At 35.6% G+C, this 19194-nt stretch carries 15 protein-coding genes and 1 pseudogene; 12 read left to right on the forward strand and 4 right to left on the reverse strand.

The window, feature by feature from the left end:
* Positions 1-88 precede the first annotated feature (88 nt).
* The 3 genes from AC4PRO_RS15490 to AC4PRO_RS15500 all read right to left on the reverse strand — a co-directional run bounded on the left by AC4PRO_RS15490 (position 89) and on the right by AC4PRO_RS15500 (position 2976).
* The gene (locus AC4PRO_RS15490) at positions 89-868 is read right to left on the reverse strand and encodes a CbbQ/NirQ/NorQ/GpvN family protein (protein WP_492118007.1); all 780 of its coding nucleotides are present in this window, start codon (positions 866-868) and stop codon (positions 89-91) included.
* A gap of 137 nt (positions 869-1005) precedes the next feature.
* Positions 1006-2433 carry a cbb3-type cytochrome c oxidase subunit I gene (locus tag AC4PRO_RS15495; RefSeq protein ID WP_083380474.1) on the reverse strand — a complete coding sequence of 476 codons (1428 nt, stop codon included), beginning with the start codon at positions 2431-2433 and terminating at the stop codon, positions 1006-1008.
* Positions 2434-2544: 111 nt separating this feature from the next.
* A complete protein-coding gene (locus AC4PRO_RS15500) occupies positions 2545-2976 on the reverse strand; it encodes a c-type cytochrome (RefSeq protein WP_074723759.1) in 432 nt (143 codons plus the stop codon).
* Between the two features lie 326 nt (positions 2977-3302).
* Here AC4PRO_RS15500 and ric point away from each other — a divergent pair, with 326 nt between their 5' ends.
* The 10 genes from ric (at position 3303) to nadB (ending at position 13366) form a co-directional block, all read left to right on the forward strand.
* Complete coding sequence (ric, locus tag AC4PRO_RS15505; protein WP_492118008.1) at positions 3303-4034, forward strand: iron-sulfur cluster repair di-iron protein; 732 nt, start codon at positions 3303-3305, stop codon at positions 4032-4034.
* Positions 4035-4056: 22 nt separating this feature from the next.
* A complete protein-coding gene (locus tag AC4PRO_RS15510; protein ID WP_492118009.1) occupies positions 4057-6165 on the forward strand; it encodes a ribonucleoside triphosphate reductase in 2109 nt (702 codons plus the stop codon).
* 88 nt (positions 6166-6253) lie between these two features.
* Complete coding sequence (nrdD, locus tag AC4PRO_RS15515) at positions 6254-6421, forward strand: anaerobic ribonucleoside-triphosphate reductase (protein ID WP_492118010.1); 168 nt, start codon at positions 6254-6256, stop codon at positions 6419-6421.
* Positions 6375-7091, forward strand: coding sequence for an anaerobic ribonucleoside-triphosphate reductase activating protein (locus AC4PRO_RS15520; protein WP_492118011.1), 717 nt, complete (start codon positions 6375-6377; stop codon positions 7089-7091). Before nrdD ends, AC4PRO_RS15520 begins: the two co-directional genes overlap by 47 nt.
* A 42-nt stretch (positions 7092-7133) precedes the next feature.
* A complete protein-coding gene (locus tag AC4PRO_RS15525) occupies positions 7134-7598 on the forward strand; it encodes a hemerythrin domain-containing protein (protein WP_492118012.1) in 465 nt (154 codons plus the stop codon).
* A 118-nt stretch (positions 7599-7716) separates the two neighbouring features.
* On the forward strand, positions 7717-8952 hold the full coding sequence (locus AC4PRO_RS15530) for a hypothetical protein (protein WP_492118013.1): 1236 nt from the start codon (positions 7717-7719) through the stop codon (positions 8950-8952).
* 44 nt (positions 8953-8996) lie between these two features.
* Positions 8997-9431 (forward strand): RrF2 family transcriptional regulator, encoded by a 435-nt coding sequence (locus AC4PRO_RS15535; protein WP_492118014.1) that lies wholly within the window; start codon positions 8997-8999, stop codon positions 9429-9431.
* Between the two features lie 127 nt (positions 9432-9558).
* The gene (locus AC4PRO_RS15540; RefSeq protein WP_492118015.1) at positions 9559-10818 is read left to right on the forward strand and encodes a pyridoxal-dependent decarboxylase; all 1260 of its coding nucleotides are present in this window, start codon (positions 9559-9561) and stop codon (positions 10816-10818) included.
* A 98-nt stretch (positions 10819-10916) separates the two neighbouring features.
* On the forward strand, positions 10917-11846 hold the full coding sequence (nadA, locus tag AC4PRO_RS15545; protein ID WP_074723750.1) for a quinolinate synthase NadA: 930 nt from the start codon (positions 10917-10919) through the stop codon (positions 11844-11846).
* Complete coding sequence (gene nadB, locus AC4PRO_RS15550; protein ID WP_492118016.1) at positions 11846-13366, forward strand: L-aspartate oxidase; 1521 nt, start codon at positions 11846-11848, stop codon at positions 13364-13366. The genes nadA and nadB overlap by 1 nt, the downstream gene beginning before the upstream one ends.
* Before the next feature lie 83 nt (positions 13367-13449).
* Here nadB and AC4PRO_RS15555 read toward each other — a convergent pair.
* Positions 13450-13695: pseudogene (locus AC4PRO_RS15555) on the reverse strand (GNAT family N-acetyltransferase); the annotation flags it as partial.
* 77 nt (positions 13696-13772) lie between these two features.
* Between AC4PRO_RS15555 and AC4PRO_RS15560 the strand changes: the two are divergent.
* A complete protein-coding gene (locus tag AC4PRO_RS15560) occupies positions 13773-18734 on the forward strand; it encodes a fibronectin type III domain-containing protein (protein ID WP_492118017.1) in 4962 nt (1653 codons plus the stop codon).
* Positions 18735-18743: 9 nt separating this feature from the next.
* Positions 18744-18992: a hypothetical protein gene (locus AC4PRO_RS15565; protein WP_492118018.1), complete on the forward strand. Its 249-nt coding sequence runs from the start codon at positions 18744-18746 to the stop codon at positions 18990-18992.
* Positions 18993-19194: the final 202 nt, after the last annotated feature.

The raw sequence follows: 19194 nt of genomic DNA on the forward strand, positions 1-19194 counted from the left end.
TTTTAGTGATCAGTTCGTCTCTATGAATTCAATAAAGAGTTAAACAGTATTCAACTGGATACTAAAAACTGACTACTGAACACTTTTTTTATATCATCAAATCACACAAATCTTTTAATGCAACTAATGTTTGTAAATCGTCTGTTAACGGTTCCACAACTGCGACATGTACCGACGCTCTTTTTGGGTGCCCGCTATGAATAATCTTGGCGGCATTCACTAGTAAACGAGTGGAAACGGTTTCAGTTAAACCTAGTTCGGTTAGGTTTCTGATTTTGTTTCCAATGGCTACTAGCTTTTTAGCTGTATCGTGATCTATTTTTGTTTCCTTGACCAAAATTTCAATTTCAATTTGTGACTCTGGATATTCGAACGATACGGCTATAAATCGCTGGCGCGTAGAAGGTTTTAGTTCTTTAAATCCGCGTTGATAACCTGGATTAAAAGAAGCTACTAACATGAAATCGTCATGCGCTTTTACAGTTTCACCTAATTTGTCTATGAATAGTTCCCGTCTATGGTCTGTGAGTGAGTGAATTGCTACGATGACGTCTGGTCTTGCTTCGGCAACCTCATCAAGATAAATGATAGCTCCGTCCTTTACAGCAGTAGTTAACGGACCATCAAGCCAAACTGTTTCCGCTCCTTTTATGATAAATCGACCAATCAAATCGGTCGAAGAGGTTTCTTCGTGGCAACTTATGGTGATTAGTTTTTTGTCTAACTGATGTGCCATGAATTCTACAAAACGAGATTTTCCTGTTCCTGTAGGCCCTTTTAATAAAAAGGGAATTTTGTTTTTATAAGCGTGGTTAAAGACGTCAATTTCTTTTCCAACGGCATGATAATAGGGTGCGTTTTCTAACATCTTGTTTTAATTTTTATATAAAAAACCAGAATACCATAACAATTGCTTGTGGGACATCGCAATTCTAGAGATAGACAGTTAAAGTATTCTGGATATTTCAATTACAATATTGAGTTATTCGAAATAGGTTTGTAGTTTTAAATTACTTTTTTTCCTTTTTTCTGAGTAACGGTTGCTAGATTTTCAATTGTATGACCATCGATTTTGTAACCATCTACTCGCGGACTATCGTGCTCAGCTATTAAAGCTTCATCTGTAGGTGTACCATATTTTATGAAATCATAAATAAATAGTGCAATTCCAGTAGTAAACATCGTAGCACAGATCAGTAAAACAACAAAGTGAATTGCAATTTCGTCTTGTACGACCATGAAATCCATTTTCATTTTACGTTCCATATACACTTGTGCAACACCTGCTACACCAAAAGCGACGGTCATTCCTAAAATTCCAATATTTGATAACCAGAATGCCATCATTCCATGTGTGCTTTGATATCGTTTACGACCTGTTAAATTAGGAAGTGCATAACTAATAATTGCCAAAACAATCATCGCATAAGCACCCCAGAACGCATAATGCGCATGCATTGCTGTAACTAATGTACCGTGAGTGTAAAGATTGGTTTGCGGCAATGTATGTGCAAAACCAAGTAATCCAGCACCAACGAAGGAAACGATTGAGGCTCCAATTGTCCAAAATAAAGCAATTTTATTAGGATGGCTTTTTTCTCCTTTTCTATACATATTCACAGCGAATAACGCCATGGCTAAGAAAGCTAAAGGCTCTAAGGCTGAGAAAATTCCACCTACTACTAACCAAATTTTATTTACTCCGATGTAGTAATAATGGTGACCTGTTCCTAAAACTCCTGAAAGGAAAGTAAGACCTACGATTACGTATAACCATTTTTCGATTACTTCTCTGTCAACTCCCGTTAATTTGATTAATAAGAAAGATAAAATACCTCCCATGATTAATTCCCAAACCCCTTCAACCCATAGGTGTACTACCCACCAACGGAAAAATGAATCCATTACTTGGCTATCAAACCAAATCATCCCAGGGATATAAAGTAAGGCTGCGAATAGCAAACCCATTACAAGTACAATAGCTGTTGTTGTTTTCTGTTTTCCTTTGTATAAAGTTCCTATAATTAAGAACAAGAAAAGCAACACATTTACAACTACTAAATAGTCTAATTCTCTAGGGATTTCTAAAAATTTTCGTCCTTCCCAGTGATTAAAGTGAAAACCAACAATAGCGACAACACCAACAATGGCTAAGGATATCAGCTGGACATAAGCCCATTTGACGCTTATTAATTCATGCTGTGCTTCTTCAGGAATAATGTAATAGGCCGCCCCCATAAAACCTGTTAACAACCAGACTACCAGTAAATTAGTATGTACGGCGCGAGCTACGTTAAAAGGAATTATTTCGTGTAATCCTTGTATTCCTATTCGGTCAAATCCCATGATAAAACCGTAGACGATTTGAAGGGAAAAGAGTAGCATGCATAGGGCAAAAAACCAATAGGCTACTTTTTGTGATTTATATTTCATATTTGTATATTTTATTTGTTATCGGTCAACAATGGTATCGTCTTCTATTTAATGGCGTTTGTTTAAAACAAACATCTTGTTAATGGCGAGTTCATACCCTTTATTATTTAATTATTCTTGCTTCGCTAAAGGTGAAATTACATGCTCAAACCCATTCAAATCAAGTTTTCCAATCCATTTAAAATAAGCTACCATTGCATTTGCATCGGCTTCACTCATTTTATATGCCACCATTTTTCGTCCTCTTGGTGCCCATGGAACTGGAGACATTAATACGGCCTTAATGTAACCTTCGCCGCGGCGCTCTAGGACTTTTGTCAATTCAGGGGCGTAATAGCCACCTTCTCCCATAATACTATGGCATCCCATACAATTATTGGCTTCCCAAATTTCTTTTCCCCTCACTACCTCTTTGGTAATCTCGCTGTAATGCGTTTGATCATTTCTGGGCATAAACGAATAAATAGTCAATCCTATAAAGATTAAAAAGGTGACTAATGTTCCTCCCAGAAAAAATGCTCGTGCTTGTGATTTTGAAAGCATAATAATCTGTTTTTAGTTATTAAATAAAGTAATTTTAAATAAAGGATGATTTTGTCTTTTATTATATTGCAAAGATATAAAAGATAAATATATCTTTTTATTATTTTTTTGATTTTTTTTAGCATTCTTTTATAAATAGAATTTTATTCGAACGATATAATCGTTATGAGACTACTACTATTGCTACTTCAATTAAAAACAATTACAAAAACACATATACTTACTAAATAGATAATTATAAAAATTACTATAATTACGGATAAAATTGTCTTTTATTAAAATAATTACTAAATTTGCTTTATCAAATAAATATAAAAAACAACAATATGGAAACTTTAGAAAAAATAACAATTGGAGAATATGTAGCAAAAGATTTTAGAACAGCCGCTTTATTCTCAAAATATGGCATTGATTTTTGCTGCAAAGGAAATAGAACAGTAGATGAAGTTTGTGAAAAAAAAGCAGTAAAACCAGAAGATTTACAAATCGAAATTGCTGCTATTTTGAATACTAAAAATGATTCTAGAATCGATTTTAATGCGTGGCCATTAGATCTTTTAGCTGATTATATCGAAAAAACACACCATCGTTATGTTGAAGAAAAAACACCTACCCTACTTCAATTTTTGGATAAATTATGTAAAGTTCACGGCGAGAGTCATCCTGAATTGTTTGAAATCAACGAACTCTTTAAAGGTTGCGCAGGAGAACTAGCACAACACATGAAAAAAGAAGAATTGATGTTATTCCCTTTTATCAAAAAAATGGTTACCGCATCAATTTCTGATGAAATAATTGCACAACCACATTTTGGAACCGTTAAAAATCCGATTGCGATGATGATGGCAGAGCACGAAGCAGAAGGAGATCGATTTGCTAAAATTGTGGAACTAACCAACAATTACACGCCACCAGCAGATGCTTGTAATACGTATAAAGTAACTTTTGCAATGCTTAATGAATTTGAACAAGATTTACACAAACACATCCATTTAGAAAACAACATTTTGTTTCCAAAAGCAGTGGCTTTAGAAAAAGAATTTGCTGCACAATCTTAAAAAAACACTAAACGAAACAACTATGGAGAATTACGTTATCAAAAGAAATGGAAAATACAAACCCTTTGAATCTTTTAAAATCAAAGATGCTATTGAAAAGAGTTTCAAAAGTGTCTCTGTAGTTGTTGACGAAAGTGTTTTTGGGAGTCTAAGTGAAATACTTGAAACCAAAGAAGTTTGGGCTGTTGAGGAAATCCAGGATTTAATCGAAAAAGCTTTCTTTGAGAATAATTATTTTGAAGTTATGCGTTCATTTATGTTGTTTCGCCATACTCGAAAACTACAAAGAGAACATGTAAATGGTTTGAACGACGACACTACTTATGTAGATAGTACACAAACCATTGAAGAATATATCGAACAAACCGATTGGCGCATCAATGCCAATGCTAACACCTCCTATTCCAACGCAGGGTTGATCAATAATGTTGCTGGGAAAGTGATAGCTAATTATTGGTTAGACAAGGTATATACCAAAGAAGAAGGGTACGCACACCGAAATGGAGACATTCATATTCACGATTTGGATTGCCTAACGGGTTATTGCGCTGGGTGGAGTTTGCGTGTTTTGCTGAACGACGGTTTCAACGGAGTTCGGGGACGTGTGGAGAGCAAAGCTCCTTCTCATTTTAGAGAAGCTTTGGGACAGATGGCTAATTTTCTTGGGATTTTGCAAAGCGAATGGGCAGGAGCGCAAGCCTTTAGTTCGTTTGATACCTATTTAGCTCCTTACGTTTTTGCAGATGATTTGTCCTTTGGTGATGTACTGAAAGCGGTTCGTAGTTTTGTGTATAATTTGAATGTTCCTGCTCGTTGGGGACAATCACCTTTTACTAATATTACTCTGGACTGGGTCGTTCCCGAAGATTTGAAAACCCAGATTCCGACCAAAAATGATTTGCATTTTTTCGAAAATAATAATCACGAAACTGTTTTGGCTAGAGCCAAAAAAAGAGGAGTTAACAAACTAACAGACTTGCGATACGAACATTTCCAAAAAGAAATGAATCTTATCAATAAAGCCTACTATATCGTAATGACCGAAGGTGATGCCAACGGACAACCCTTTACCTTCCCTATTCCGACAGTGAATATTACCGAAGAATTTGATTGGGAAGGTGAAAACACCGAATTGCTTTTTGAAAATACTGCCAAAATTGGTTCGTCTTATTTTCAAAATTTTATCGGAAGTCAATATGTTTTGGATGAAAATGGGAACCAAATTGAAAACGAAAACGCCTATAAACCCAATGCGGTTCGTAGTATGTGTTGCCGTTTGCAATTGGATTTACGGGAACTATTGAAACGTGGAAACGGATTGTTTGGTAGTGCCGAAATGACCGGAAGTATTGGTGTTGTGACTGTTAACATGGCGCGTTTGGGTTATTTATACAAAGGTGACAAAGCAGCATTATACCAACAACTAGATCGCCTTTTATATATTGCTAAAGCGACTTTGGAAAAAAAAAGAGTGTTCGTTCAAGAAATGTATGACCGTGGATTGTATCCGTACACCAAGCGGTATTTGCAACATTTCAGAAATCACTTTTCTACGATTGGTGTAAACGGAATGAACGAAATGATTCAGAACTTTACTAACAATGAGGATACTATTGCTTCTAACACTGGGATAGAATTTGCTGCTGGAATTTTGGACCACATTCGCAACCGAATGAAAGAGTTCCAAGAAGAAACAGGAAATCTCTATAATCTAGAAGCAACTCCTGCCGAAGGGACAACCTACCGTTTTGCCAAGGAAGACAAAAAGCGCTATGCCGACATTATTCAGGCGGGTCAGGAGGAGAATATTTATTACACCAACAGCTCTCAAATTCCAGTAGATTTCACACAAGATCCTTTTGAAGCTTTGCTGTTGCAAGATCAACTGCAATGCAAATACACTGGTGGAACCGTGCTTCATCTATATATGAGTGAGAAAATCAGTTCTCCTGAAGCGTGTAAGCAGTTTGTCAAAAAAGTAATCTCTAATTTCAAATTGCCTTATATCACGGTAACTCCTGTATTTAGCGTGTGTCCTGTACATGGATATTTGAATGGCGAACATGAATATTGCCCAAAATGTGATGAAATATTGATTGAAGAAAAGAAGCAAGGTCATAAGGTTAACTAACTAATTTAAAAGTTAAACCATTAAGAAATTAATGGTTCATTAAGACTTAGCTTTTCTTCATTTCTTAATGATAAAAAAAACAAAAAACATGAAAACAAAAGCAAATCAGATTTTAGAAGAGAATCAAAAATTGAGAACAAAATGCCTGGTATATACTCGCGTAATGGGGTATCACAGACCTGTAGAAAGTTTTAACATAGGAAAAAAAGGTGAACACAAACAACGAACTCATTTTACAGAAGGAAAATGTTGCTAAACCAATTTATAGCATCACTCCATTTACCTTATTAGATTACCCACATAAATCAGCTTGCATACTTTGGTTTGCAGGCTGTAATATGCGGTGTTTGTATTGTTACAATCCCGAAATTGTTTTTGGTAAAGGCAGTATTTCTTTCGAAAAAACATTAGCATTCTTAAACAGCAGGAAACAATTACTAGATGCTGTAGTCTTTAGCGGAGGCGAATGTTTACTTCACAAAAAGAGTATTGTGTTTATTGAAAAAGTCAAAAAAATGGGCTTTCTGGTCAAAATAGACACCAATGGTTCGCAACCCCAAGTACTTGAGGAATTAATCGAAAAAGAGCTGATTGACTATGTTGCTCTTGATTTTAAGGCGATGCCCGATAATTTTGAAAAAATAACACAATCAAATCTTTTTGTCCCTTTCGAAAAGTCACTACATTTATTGCTTGAAAGTCGATTGCCGTTTGAAGTTCGTACTACGGTGCATTCCGATTTATTAAAGAAAGAAGATATTCATCAAACGATTCTTTATTTGGAAAAAGCAGGATATAATGGAAATTATTACATTCAGCATTTTGTAAACGGAACGACTACTATTGAAAAATTAGGTTATTCGTTCAAGGAATTAGAAAAAGAAAAACTTTCGACAGAAAAAATAAAAGTACATTTTAGAGGGTGATTATTCCATTGTCTTTAAAAACCATTAATTTAAAAATAGCTCATGAGCGATACTAAACCATTAAAAAGAGCCCCTGAATTACAACCTTTAAGCCACGATCATCATCACGGATTATTGCTATGCTGGAAAATACGCACTGGAATAAAAAAGGAAGTGTCACTAGAACGCATTAAAGAATACACCGATTGGTTTTTTGAAAAGCATTTAAAACCCCATTTTGAATTAGAAGAAAAATATATTTTTACGATTTTAGGTGATGATAATCCATTGATTGAACAAGCGTTGTCAGAACATAGTCGTCTCAAAGATTTATTCAACGCCACTACAGATTTAAAAGAAAATCTTAGTCTAATAGACATAGAATTGGAAGCACACATTCGTTATGAAGAGCGCGTATTGTTTGCTGAAATTCAAAAAGTAGCCACCGCGGATCAATTAGCAAAAATTAAAGAAATTCATACCGAAGAAGCTTTTGTTGAAAAAGATGATAATGCATTTTGGCTTTAAAAATTATATTTTGAACCATCAATAAATTAAGAAAAGTTAAGGCTTTATATCCTTAATTTCTTAATGGTTATATTTCTAAAATTCAGCAGAAAGTTACGTTTCGTATTAGAGACTGATTATGAAAAAACATTGGATAGTAATTTGTTTTGCAAATTTTTTTATTGCCTCGTTAATGGGACTGCTACTTCGTTGGATGTATGTTGCGCCTATCGAAGGCGTGAATTTTCAGTTTTTAATGCATGGTCATTCTCACGTAGCCATGTTGGGCTGGGTTTATATGATGCTGTATTGTTTAATCATTTATAATTTTGTTCCAAAAGAAGCACAACAAAAACGAATTTACAATCGCTTATTTTGGATTACTGAAGTCGCCGTCATTGGCATGATGCTGGATTTCCCTGCTCAAGGTTATGCTTTTGTCTCTATCCTTTTTTCTACTCTTCATATTTTTTGCAGTTATTATTTCGCTCGACTCATTTGGAAAGAGGCAAAACCCCCTACTTTCCCCGAAAAAAGAATGTTGCGTACCGCTTTACTTTTTATGGTTTTCTCTACTTTCGGAGTTTGGTGTCTGGGACCAGCGGTTGGATTACTGGGAAAATCAAGTGCTTTTTACCAAATATGCATTCAGTATTTTCTACATTTTCAATTTAATGGTTGGTTTTTATTCGCTGTATTAGCTTTGTTTTTTAAACAAATAAAATTAAAAATTGACGAGAAAAAATTCCGTTTGTTCTACACCTTATTCGTTATTGCAACAATCATGACTTTGGCTTTGCCGGTAAGTTGGTTTCTTACCAATCCTGTTTTTTATTGGATAAATGTTGTTGGTGTGGTGCTACAATTAGTTACTGCTGTACTTTTTATTCAAAATACCAGATCACAATTACGCGGTTTTATCGGTACTTTATCGTCTTTAGAAAAAACAGTTTATGGCTTTGCTCTATTTTCGTTGGTATTAAAAATCGGAATTCAATTGGTTGTTTTAGTACCTGAACTGGCTCAGATGTCACACCAAATTAGGAATTTTGTTATTGGATATATTCATCTGACCATGCTTGGCATTATAACTGGATTTCTGTTCGGTTTTGCATTGCAACATCAATTTTTAAATACTAAAAACGCATTTCATAAAGGGGGTATCCAAGTTTTTTTGATAGGTTTCGTAACTACCGAGATCTTGTTGTTTCTGCAAGGATTGTATTTATATTTTGATACAGGAGCGCTTCCTTACTATTATCTTAGTTTATTCATTGGTAGTGTACCATTGGCCGTTGGACTATTAATCATAACTGTGAATTTACTAATTCAATTAAAAAGAAAGCAAGTTGTTACCCAAAACTATCCTATTTAATACCTAGAACAAAACTTATTTCGTAATTTTGAAAAAAACAAATTATGTTTTCAAAAACCTGTGAATACGGCATTCGTGCTACTATTTTTATTGCTTCTGAATCTTATCAAGACAACCGAGTGGGACTGAAAGATATTGCGCGAAAAATAGATTCTCCTGAGGCTTTTACAGCCAAAATTTTACAGATACTTTCCAAAAATAATATTATCCATTCTATAAAAGGAGTTGGTGGCGGTTTTGAAATTCCTAAAAAAAGTATGAGCCAAATAAAGCTAATACAAATCGTATCAGCAATTGATGGTGATCGTGTTTTTACAGGTTGTGGATTAGGCCTAATTCACTGTTCTGAGGAACATCCTTGCCCGGTTCATGAAAAATTTAAAACCATTAGAAATGAATTGACTTTCATGCTTGAAAATACCAATCTAGAGGAACTTGCACTGGGAATTAAATCGGGTGATACCTTCTTGAGGTATTAATCTTTCTTGTAAGACTCAATCCATTGCTACTTTCATAAAATTTTATTTGTTTTGTTTATAGTTAAAACCTAATATTTATCATGTTTTCTGTTTTTTTTAAGAAGTATTTTTGATTAAAATTATCATCATGCATTTCTGGAAAAAAAGGACACAAATTGAAAGACAGTTAAGAATTCAACAAGCATTAAGTGAAAATGTTAATTTTTCACATGACACTTCTTTAGGTTACCCCGCATCTAAATTAGATGGAAAAGTGTTTAATGAAGATGCTTCTTTTTTAAAAAATGCTCCTATTTTACAAACATATGTTGCAAATCCCAACCATATTGGCTGTCACACTTTTGGTCATTCAGAAAAAGCATTTAAAGGAACACAGGAAATTGAGCGAGAAGTATTAAACGTACTTGCTGTTGATGTTTTTAAAGCTGAACTTAACTCTTTTGACGGATATATTGCTACAGGTGGTACCGAAGCAAATATTCAGGCAATCTGGATGTACCGTAATTATTTTATAAATAAGCTCGCTGCAAATCCAACTGAAATAATCATTATTGCATCAGAAGATACTCATTATTCGATTCCTAAAGCAGCTAATTTATTGATGTTAGATTGGTTAAAAATCCCTGTTGATTTTAAGACTCGTCTTATTGACTCCAATATTTTAGAAAACAAGATAATTAAAGGGAAAATTGAAGGGAAAAAATATTTTATTGTGGTCTCAAATCTGGGCACCACCATGTTTGGCGCAGTTGATGATCCCAATGATTATATTCAAATTCTTGATAAACATCATTTAAATTATAAAATCCATATAGACGCTGCTTATGGTGGTTTTGATTATCCATTTAGTAATAAAGCAAGTAGCATTAACTTCGAAAATCCAAAAATTAGCTCCATAACTATCGACGCTCATAAAATGCTTCAAGCTCCTTATGGAACTGGAGTTTTTATTTGTAGAAAAGGATTAATAGAAAATGTCCTTACTAAGGAAGCTGAATATGTTAAAGGCATGGACTTAACCTTGTGCGGGAGTCGTTCTGGTGCTAATGCAGTAGCTGTTTGGATGATATTATTTACTTACGGCACTTATGGTTGGTGTGAAAAAATTCGTGTTTTACAAATGAGAACAGAATGGCTATGCGAACAATTACAAATTTTAAATGTAAATTATTTTAGAGAAAGCTATATGAATATTGTCACTATTGACGCTAGCTCTATTAGTCCCGAACTAGTTGAAAAATATGATTTAGTTCCCCAAAAACATGATAAAAATAATCAATGGTATAAAATTGTAATAATGGACCATGTTGAAATCGATCATTTATTCGCTTTTATAAGCGATTTAAAAATAACAATTCATAAAAACATCGAAATAGCTCTTTTGTAAAACTAATCAAGATCGCCAAAAAAAATCACAACAGCTATTACAATAACAAAGATTTTTTGCCAATTTTGACGAATTTAAAATATGTAAAACTACTAAAAATGAACAGTTTAAAAGAAAAAATATTAGCATTAAAAAAAGAAAAAAACGCAGTAATTCTAGCCCATTATTATCAAGAAGCTGCTATTCAGGATGTAGCGGATTATGTGGGCGATAGTTTAGGATTATCGCAGGAAGCAATGAAAGTGGATGCTGACATTATACTTTTTGCAGGAGTTCATTTTATGGCTGAAACCGCCAAAATATTAAACCCGACTAAGAAAGTAATTTTACCAGATATAAAAGCAGGTTGTTCGTTAGCAGAATCCTGTCCACCAGATTTGTTCCAACAATTCATAGACCAGCATCCAGACCATATTGTCATCAGCTATGTGAACTGCTCTGCCGAAATTAAAGCATTAAGCGACATTGTTTGTACCTCATCAAATGCGGTAAAAATAGTAGAATCAATACCAAAAGATAGACCGATTATTTTTGCGCCAGACAAGAACTTAGGGAAATATATTATTGAAAAAACAGGGCGTAACATGCTGGTATGGCGTGGCTCTTGTGTTGTACACGAAGCCTTTTCACTAGACAAATTAATCGAAGTCTACAAGTTACATCCAGATGCTACAATCATTGCCCATCCTGAGTCAGAAACACATATTTTAAAAACCGCGAGTTATATAGGTTCAACAGCAGGAATGATTGAATATGTAAAAACAAGTTCTAACAACAAATTCATTGTCGCTACCGAAGCAGGAATTCTTCATAAAATGCAACAAGAAGTACCGGAAAAAATATTGATACCGGCGCCAGCTAAAGACGATAACACTTGCGCTTGTAGTGAATGCGCCTATATGAAAATGAATACTTTAAAAAAAGTATACAATTGTTTGCTAAATGAAACTCCAGAGATTAATGTTCCCGAAAATATTCGTAAAAAAGCATTACTTCCTATTGAGCGTATGCTAGAATTATCCAAATAATGATACATACAAATTACTTAATCATTGGTTCTGGAATAGCGGGATTGACCTTTGCTATAAAAATTGCAGATCTATTCCCTGATAAAAAAGTTACGATAATTACAAAAGCATCGGCAGACGAATCGAATACAAAATATGCACAAGGAGGAATTGCCATTGTGACCAATGAAACTGAAGATTCCTATCAAAAACACATCGAAGATACCTTGATTTGTGGTGATGGACTCTGTAATATAGATGCAGTAAAAATGGTAGTTACCGAAGGCCCTGAACGTTTGAAAGAACTGATAGCTTGGGGAGCTAAATTTGATACCAATTCCAAAGGAACTTTTGACCTAGGTAAAGAAGGAGGCCATTCTCAAAACAGAGTCGTACATCATAAAGATCAAACTGGTTTCGAAATTGAACGCGCTATACTTGAACAAGTATATCAAAAAGAAAATATTACAGTTCTAGATCATCATTTTACCCTTGATTTAATTACTGAAAACAATCGTTGCCTGGGTGCCTATGCTTTAAATCAAAAAATAAACAAAATCGTTACATTTCAATCTGAATATACTTTACTAGCCACTGGTGGTATTGGACATCTTTATGGACATACCACGAATCCAGTGATTGCAACAGGAGATGGTATTGCTATGGCTAGTCGTATCAATGCAGTCATCAAGGATATGGAATTTATACAATTTCACCCCACTGCATTATATGAGGCTACTGCTGGTTCTGCATTTTTGATTTCGGAAGCAGTTCGCGGATTTGGTGCTTATTTACGAACTAAAAACGGATACCGATTCATGCTTGATTACGACCAAAGAGAAGAATTGGCTTCCCGAGATGTCGTTTCGCAAAGTATTGATATGGAACTAAAAAAATCAGGTGACAAATGTGTTTATTTAGATTGCACCCATTTAGACATAGAAGCTTTTACAAAACATTTCCCTATGATTTATGAACGTTGTAAAAGCATCGGCATAGACATTGCCAAAGATTGGATTCCAGTAGTTCCTGCCCAGCATTATCTTTGTGGCGGTATTGTGGTGGATAAACACGGAAAAACATCTATCGAAAATTTATTCGCCTGCGGCGAATGTTCCCAAACGGGATTGCACGGCGCCAACCGACTGGCCTCCAACTCCCTACTGGAAGCCTTAGTATATTCAGATAAAATCTATAATTATTTGTCGAAAGCCTCCTTAAAAAACCAAGATGCAATCAATTTAATTTCGAATTGGATTGTATTAGACAAACCTGAAGTAAATTTAAATTTTATTAATACTAAGAAAGCAGCATTACAGCTTTTAATGCGACAAAACGCAGGAATCGTTCGCAATAACATCGATTTACTTAATGCAAAAGAACAATTGCTACAGTGGCAAAACGAACTAGACCATTTGTCTAAAACCCATCAAATCAATATTGCTTTATGGGAGCTACAAAATATGATTATCGTAGGTTATTTAATCGCACAAGATTCTATTAGGAGAAATGATAATCGAGGTGGTTTTATGAAAGTGTAACGAATTTTGTGTGAAATTCAAAAAAAACTCCATTTTAACTATTTAAAAACAGGAAGGGTTTATCCTCAATATATACTAATCAATCACAATTTCTTTTCCATAATATAATCTTCCATAAGGTAACCCTCGCCAAAAGTGATGTCGACCTCTTCGGTTATTTCAAAACTAATTTTTTTGTAGAAGTTAAGCGCCGTATTGTATCTGTCTACATTCAAAGAAATTATTTCAGATTCTTCTTTTAAAGCAGATTGCTCCACAGCATCGAGTAACGTTTTACCAATACCTTTTCCTTGGGTTTCTGGTAGAATATAAATTTTATGAATGTGGGTTTTATTTTTATTTTGATAATTATGCGGATGCTACGACGCTAAACAGTCCTATAAAAGTACAGCTCGTACTGAATGATTTGAGCATCTTAAATCGTCAAGTGCGACTGAAAGCCTATTTTAAAGGCAACGGCATCCAGTTTAACACCAATGATTATGTGGTGGGAGAAAAAGCTTTGTATCTGGAGGGAGGAGTTCCATTACAATTGACAAATGTGGAGTTAGCCCCTTATTTTAAGTTCCAAAACCTACAGGGCTTGAACCCCAACGTCTATGCAAATGCATTACCCGAAGGTATTTATGAGTTTTGCCTTGAAGTATATGATGTACTGACTAATAAAAAATTATCTCGCAAATCCTGCGTGACCACCGTTATTTTCCAGAATGACCCACCGTTTTTAAACCTGCCCACTAACAAGCAGGAAATCATGCAGCAAAACATACAAAACATTGTTTTTAGCTGGACTCCGAGAAATATAAATGTGAGTAATGTAGTCTATGAGTTTTCTTTGGTAGAGATTTGGGACAACAACACCCCAGTAGAAAATGCCTTTTTATACTCGCCACCATTATACACCACTATGGTACGCAACACTATTTTACAATACAGTATCAATGAACCCCAACTGATACCTGGCAAACGCTATGCTTGGCGCGTGAAAGCGATGGCGATGGCCAATGCCGAAGAAATAGGCGTGTTTAAGAATAACGGTTATAGTGCCATTTTCTCTTTTGACTATCTGATACAATGCCAAGCACCACTGGGGATTGCGGCAGCCGAAGTGAGCCAGGATCAAGCTAAGATCACTTGGAGTGGCGCATTAGACAATTATGATTATGAGGTAAAATACCGCCCAAAAAGTGCCAAATCAGACTGGTACAATCTCATTACACCAAGGGAGTATGCTACCCTAAGCAACCTAAAACCTAATACGACTTATGAGTTTAGCGTAGGCGCTTCCTGCCAGAAAGGGAAATACACGCACAGTACACTCCAGCAGTTTACTACGCTTGCAACAGAGGAAACTGCTTTTGCAGGCTGTAATCTTACACCGGATCCTGTGGATCTTTCTAATCAAAACCTATTGCCTAATTTGTTTGCCAATGATGTGGTCAAAGCGGGTGATTTCCCTATTGTGGTGCTTAAAGCCACGGGTGCCAACGGTCGCTTTTCTGGAGAGGGTTATGTGACTTTTGCTTTTCTGGAAAAATTCAGGACGTTAATTGATGCTGCTGATGCTCTAGGAGGAGATAAAATAGACATTAGCAAATTCAGCCGAATCAAAGTTACATTTGACAACATAGGAGTGAACACTGATTTCAAATTGATTTCAGGGGTTATCAATGCTAGCTATGACAAAGAATGGGGCAGTATTGTCGATGGGGATAAGATAGTGAATGATGTCTTTGGTGACAATGGAAAAGTGGTAGTGGCAACACTAGATTTTGAAGTTGCGTCAATAACCAAAAATGCTGATGGATCGACAACCATAACGGGAACAAATGGTACACAGATGAATGTACCAGTAAGTGTAAACGATAAAGAATTTAAGGACTCAAAAGGTCAAATAATAAAAGTTCCTGCCAATGGCAAAGGGGAATCGACAATTGAACAAGCCGCAGCCGGCGGAGCAGCAACAGCCGCCAATACCAATGGCATGAGCTCTGGTGGCGCTGTTACCCAAATATCCTCGGCAGATGTAGTTATTACTTTTGAGAATGACAAAGACAGCAAATACGCCTTTGATCAACAGGCGGATACTGACACGGGCACGCTAAAAGGTACGTATGAAACCATCCCAATGAAATCAGGGGCGGTTTATAATGTAGGCTACAAGGCCGTTTCTGACCTGAACGGGGAAGAAACTTTTATTGCCAAAGCCACTTTCAAAAACGGGAAAACCAAGGACAACATCGTTTTTAAAACTGATAAGGGAGCTAAGGTTGAAACAGAATGGATAGATGCTACAACGGCAAGAATCACGATTAAGAAAACTTTTGACTTCGCCAAAGAAAGTATTATTGCCACGGTAAGCCCAACAACCCCAAAAACGGAAGAACCAAAAGCCAAGGATGACATTGCGGGTAAAGTAAATATTTGGCATCTTTCACAAAAACCTATCAACGTTACCTTAGTAAGTGTAAATGGTGCCACAATACCAGCAAAAGCACCTGAGGATCTAAATACCATTTACAATAAAGCAGGAGTGCGATTTAGTGTGAAAGAGGAGAATATAAGAATTGACAATTTACCTAATAAAATAATTTGTGGTTCTAGTGATCTCTTGAACACCTATACCCTAGATCAAATAAGCATTACTACTGCAATCCGGAAAGCCCTTGGTAGTAGTTATGATAAGGAAACGTATTACATACTTTATACAGGCAGTACCGCTGATAACGGAGTCGACGGTTTCATGCCATTAGGACGCCAGTATGGTTTTATTTTTGACAATAAAAATCACACATTAGCACACGAATTAGGACACGGAGCGTTACGACTAGAGCACCCTTTTACCGAGTTTAAAACGACTAAAGGCAGCACCACATTATTAATGGATTATGCCGACGGAACTAAACTAGACCACAACAACTGGCAAAGCATTCACGGTGGCGGATGGAAACCGTATTTGTTTCAGAATGATGCGGATGGGGCTTTGGCAGGCGGTTATGCAATTGCTCCAGATTGGAGTTTTGTGAGTAATGGGTTGGAAGGTACAGTAAAGGCTAGTGGTGATAGTGACTCTAAAGGTTTCTTGCGAGGTATTGTTGTTAATGATGTTACCTATATATGGGATGGAAAATCCAAATATTTAAATGAAAATTCTATACCCTATACAAATCCACAAATTTTGCCTAAAGAGGATAAAGACCTTATATTTTTATTCTTTGAAAATCAAAGTTCTCGTGGAAAGTATATAAAAACGGTCTACAAAGAATTAGCAAGTATTATCAAATCAAAAAGCGATAAAGATTTAAGTGATTTTATTACGAAGCATAGTACTCCCGATTTATACACAAAAGGGAAAGATGAAAAACGTAATACCTATTGGGGTTATGTAGGCTGTAGCAATTGTGATAGTAATGGGGTTGAGAATGGAAGTAACTCTGCAGGTTTGGTAGTAGATAAAACCTCTAAAATTTCAGCAGAAGAATTACAAAAGTTAATAGCTCAAGTAAGTACATCAAACCAAGTTAATGGTATAAAAGCTAAAATCTTTATAACCGAAAAAGAAGACGCAAAATCAATTGCTGAGGTAGAAAAAGCAATAGCCGAATTAGAAAATTCTGATAAACGAGAAATTTATATCTGGGCTAAAAACTATGAAGCCACAGCTAACTTTGATCTTGAATTAGCGTATGGAAAAGGTTTGAGTAGTAAAGAAAAACTGGACTTTGATCATTTTGAAGCTACCATAAAAAGTATAAATAATCAAAAAGAATCGTGGTTAGCATGTATAAAATTTGAAGGAACATATACTTACTTTAATCCGCTTACGGCAATGCTTGATGGACTGGCAGGACTTATTGGAAAAGCTGCTATACCCGAAAAATATTATAATCCGGACGTGCCAGATTACAACCCATTTCCAGCAAAAATATATTCTTATGCTTCGGGTAAAATCTTGACCGAAATTAACAGTAAGGACCAGTATCGTCTTAGCCGACAGGAATTTGCTTTAGTATGCGGTGCATGGAATGGTTTAGTAGGTACTGTAGAAGCAGTACCAGCAGGAATTTCGATGCTTACCAAATTGCAAGGCTCTGCATTAGATGTCATTATCAACCACGAAGGCGCTAGAGATAAACTAATCAAAACGCTCAGTAAACTCAACAAAGAGCAAATAAGCATACTTTTTGGAACTATTGGAGAGGAAATAGATAAAGGTTACGATAAATACACCAGTAATCCCTGTATGGTCTCCTACGCTTCAGGTCAAGCTGTTTTTGTAGTAGCCTCATTGTTTATAGGAGCTGGAGAAGCCAATATTGCAAAAACTTTCTTGCAAACTTTAGAAAAACTAGATGTTGCAGGACAGTTAATAGGGAAAGCCTTTATGTGGGGTGGAAAATTAGTCAAGCCAATACTAAATCCTATTAGTAAAAAAATTAAATTTGCATTAGCCGAAGGGGTACAATTTATTAGACATACTAATTTAAAGATATCACCTTCATCTAATTTATATTGTGGTTTCCCAGTTTTTAATATAAAATTAATTCGAAAAGGAGATCAATTTACAGCATCTGAAATAAATGCTTTAAATGCTAAAGTAGAGGAAGCGATCAAGGGACAAGGCGGACGAGAAAAACTGCCTCTTGATGAATTTGAAAACCGAATTGTAGAAATTGACATCAACGGCGAAAAGGTTCCAGTAATTGTTGGTACAGAAAGTGGATTATCTAAAATAGATGATGGGGTTGGTCTACAAGGGGCGGGGAGTGCGCTTGTTCAATCGTTATCGCCTTCTTTAAAAAGTATTCACAATAAATTAATATCTGGTGGAGTACAAATTTTTGAGCAAGGGAATGTAATAAAATATGTTACAAAAAGCGGCAATGAATTTGCTAAAATTGAGAATGGTGTATTTAGCGTGTCTTTTACTAGACCAAATATTCCTTTGCCATCAACCTATTTGAAGGAAGAATATATTGTTAGTCATCTAAATAAATTTGAAAACGAAGGAACAGTATCAAGAATTGTTTCTAAAAACGATTATAGCAATTACGGAGTAGGAAAGCCAGATGCTGGTAAAATGGAATTTGTAGGCTTAAAGTCGGAAATTGACAATATTCTAAAATTGCCTTTAAATGAGCAAGCAGCAAAACTTGGAATCCCAATTGATCAATTACAGAACGGAAATTTAGTTAGAATTGATTTTAAGTTATCAAGCACTTACAAAGCTCAAATGCCTACCGGTAATGAGTTTGGGGCAAATTCTCAGTGGATACCTGGAGGAAAACTCCCAACTGGCTTAAATGAAGCTGTAATCAAGACAGAAGGTATGCAATTAAATGTAAATTATTTTGTAAAAGACTTATAAATAGAACAAATGATTAAAGCAATAACAAAAAACAACTGGGATTTTACACTTTATGAAGTTGGACAAGACTATATTTTTTCTGTGGTATTTTTTAATAGTATGGTTGATTTCTCTAGGAGTTTTAAATTAAACGAAAATGAAAAGACATTTAATTTCGAGCAGCTTAAGGAGTTGTCTGAACTAATCAGAAACGACTATGATTCATATAAAGAAAGAGAAATTATACCAGCAATTACAAAAGAAGATTTAAATTCTTGAAGCCCCCCGCTGGCTTAAGCGTGTGCTAGCGCGAGCGTCTCGCTCGTGCCCGCAAAGTAAACACAACCCCGATGGCTCGGCTCGGATATGTCCACTCAACGATAGTGCGGAATTGTATTCCGTACCCCCCCGCTGGCTTAAGCGTGTGCTAGCGCGAGCGTCTCGCTCGTGCCCGCAAAGTAAACACAACCCCGATGGCTCG

The organism is Flavobacterium sp. DW-iso2 (assembly GCF_058725285.1).

Coding starts and splice junctions, on each gene's coding strand:
- AC4PRO_RS15490 (WP_492118007.1), bottom strand. CDS start 868: ATGTTAGAAAACGCACCCTATTATCATGCCGTTGGAAAAGAAATTGAC.
- AC4PRO_RS15495 (WP_083380474.1), bottom strand. CDS start 2,433: ATGAAATATAAATCACAAAAAGTAGCCTATTGGTTTTTTGCCCTATGC.
- AC4PRO_RS15500 (WP_074723759.1), bottom strand. CDS start 2,976: ATGCTTTCAAAATCACAAGCACGAGCATTTTTTCTGGGAGGAACATTA.
- ric (WP_492118008.1), top strand. CDS start 3,303: ATGGAAACTTTAGAAAAAATAACAATTGGAGAATATGTAGCAAAAGAT.
- AC4PRO_RS15510 (WP_492118009.1), top strand. CDS start 4,057: ATGGAGAATTACGTTATCAAAAGAAATGGAAAATACAAACCCTTTGAA.
- nrdD (WP_492118010.1), top strand. CDS start 6,254: ATGAAAACAAAAGCAAATCAGATTTTAGAAGAGAATCAAAAATTGAGA.
- AC4PRO_RS15525 (WP_492118012.1), top strand. CDS start 7,134: ATGAGCGATACTAAACCATTAAAAAGAGCCCCTGAATTACAACCTTTA.
- AC4PRO_RS15530 (WP_492118013.1), top strand. CDS start 7,717: ATGAAAAAACATTGGATAGTAATTTGTTTTGCAAATTTTTTTATTGCC.
- AC4PRO_RS15535 (WP_492118014.1), top strand. CDS start 8,997: ATGTTTTCAAAAACCTGTGAATACGGCATTCGTGCTACTATTTTTATT.
- AC4PRO_RS15540 (WP_492118015.1), top strand. CDS start 9,559: ATGCATTTCTGGAAAAAAAGGACACAAATTGAAAGACAGTTAAGAATT.
- nadA (WP_074723750.1), top strand. CDS start 10,917: ATGAACAGTTTAAAAGAAAAAATATTAGCATTAAAAAAAGAAAAAAAC.
- nadB (WP_492118016.1), top strand. CDS start 11,846: ATGATACATACAAATTACTTAATCATTGGTTCTGGAATAGCGGGATTG.
- AC4PRO_RS15565 (WP_492118018.1), top strand. CDS start 18,744: ATGATTAAAGCAATAACAAAAAACAACTGGGATTTTACACTTTATGAA.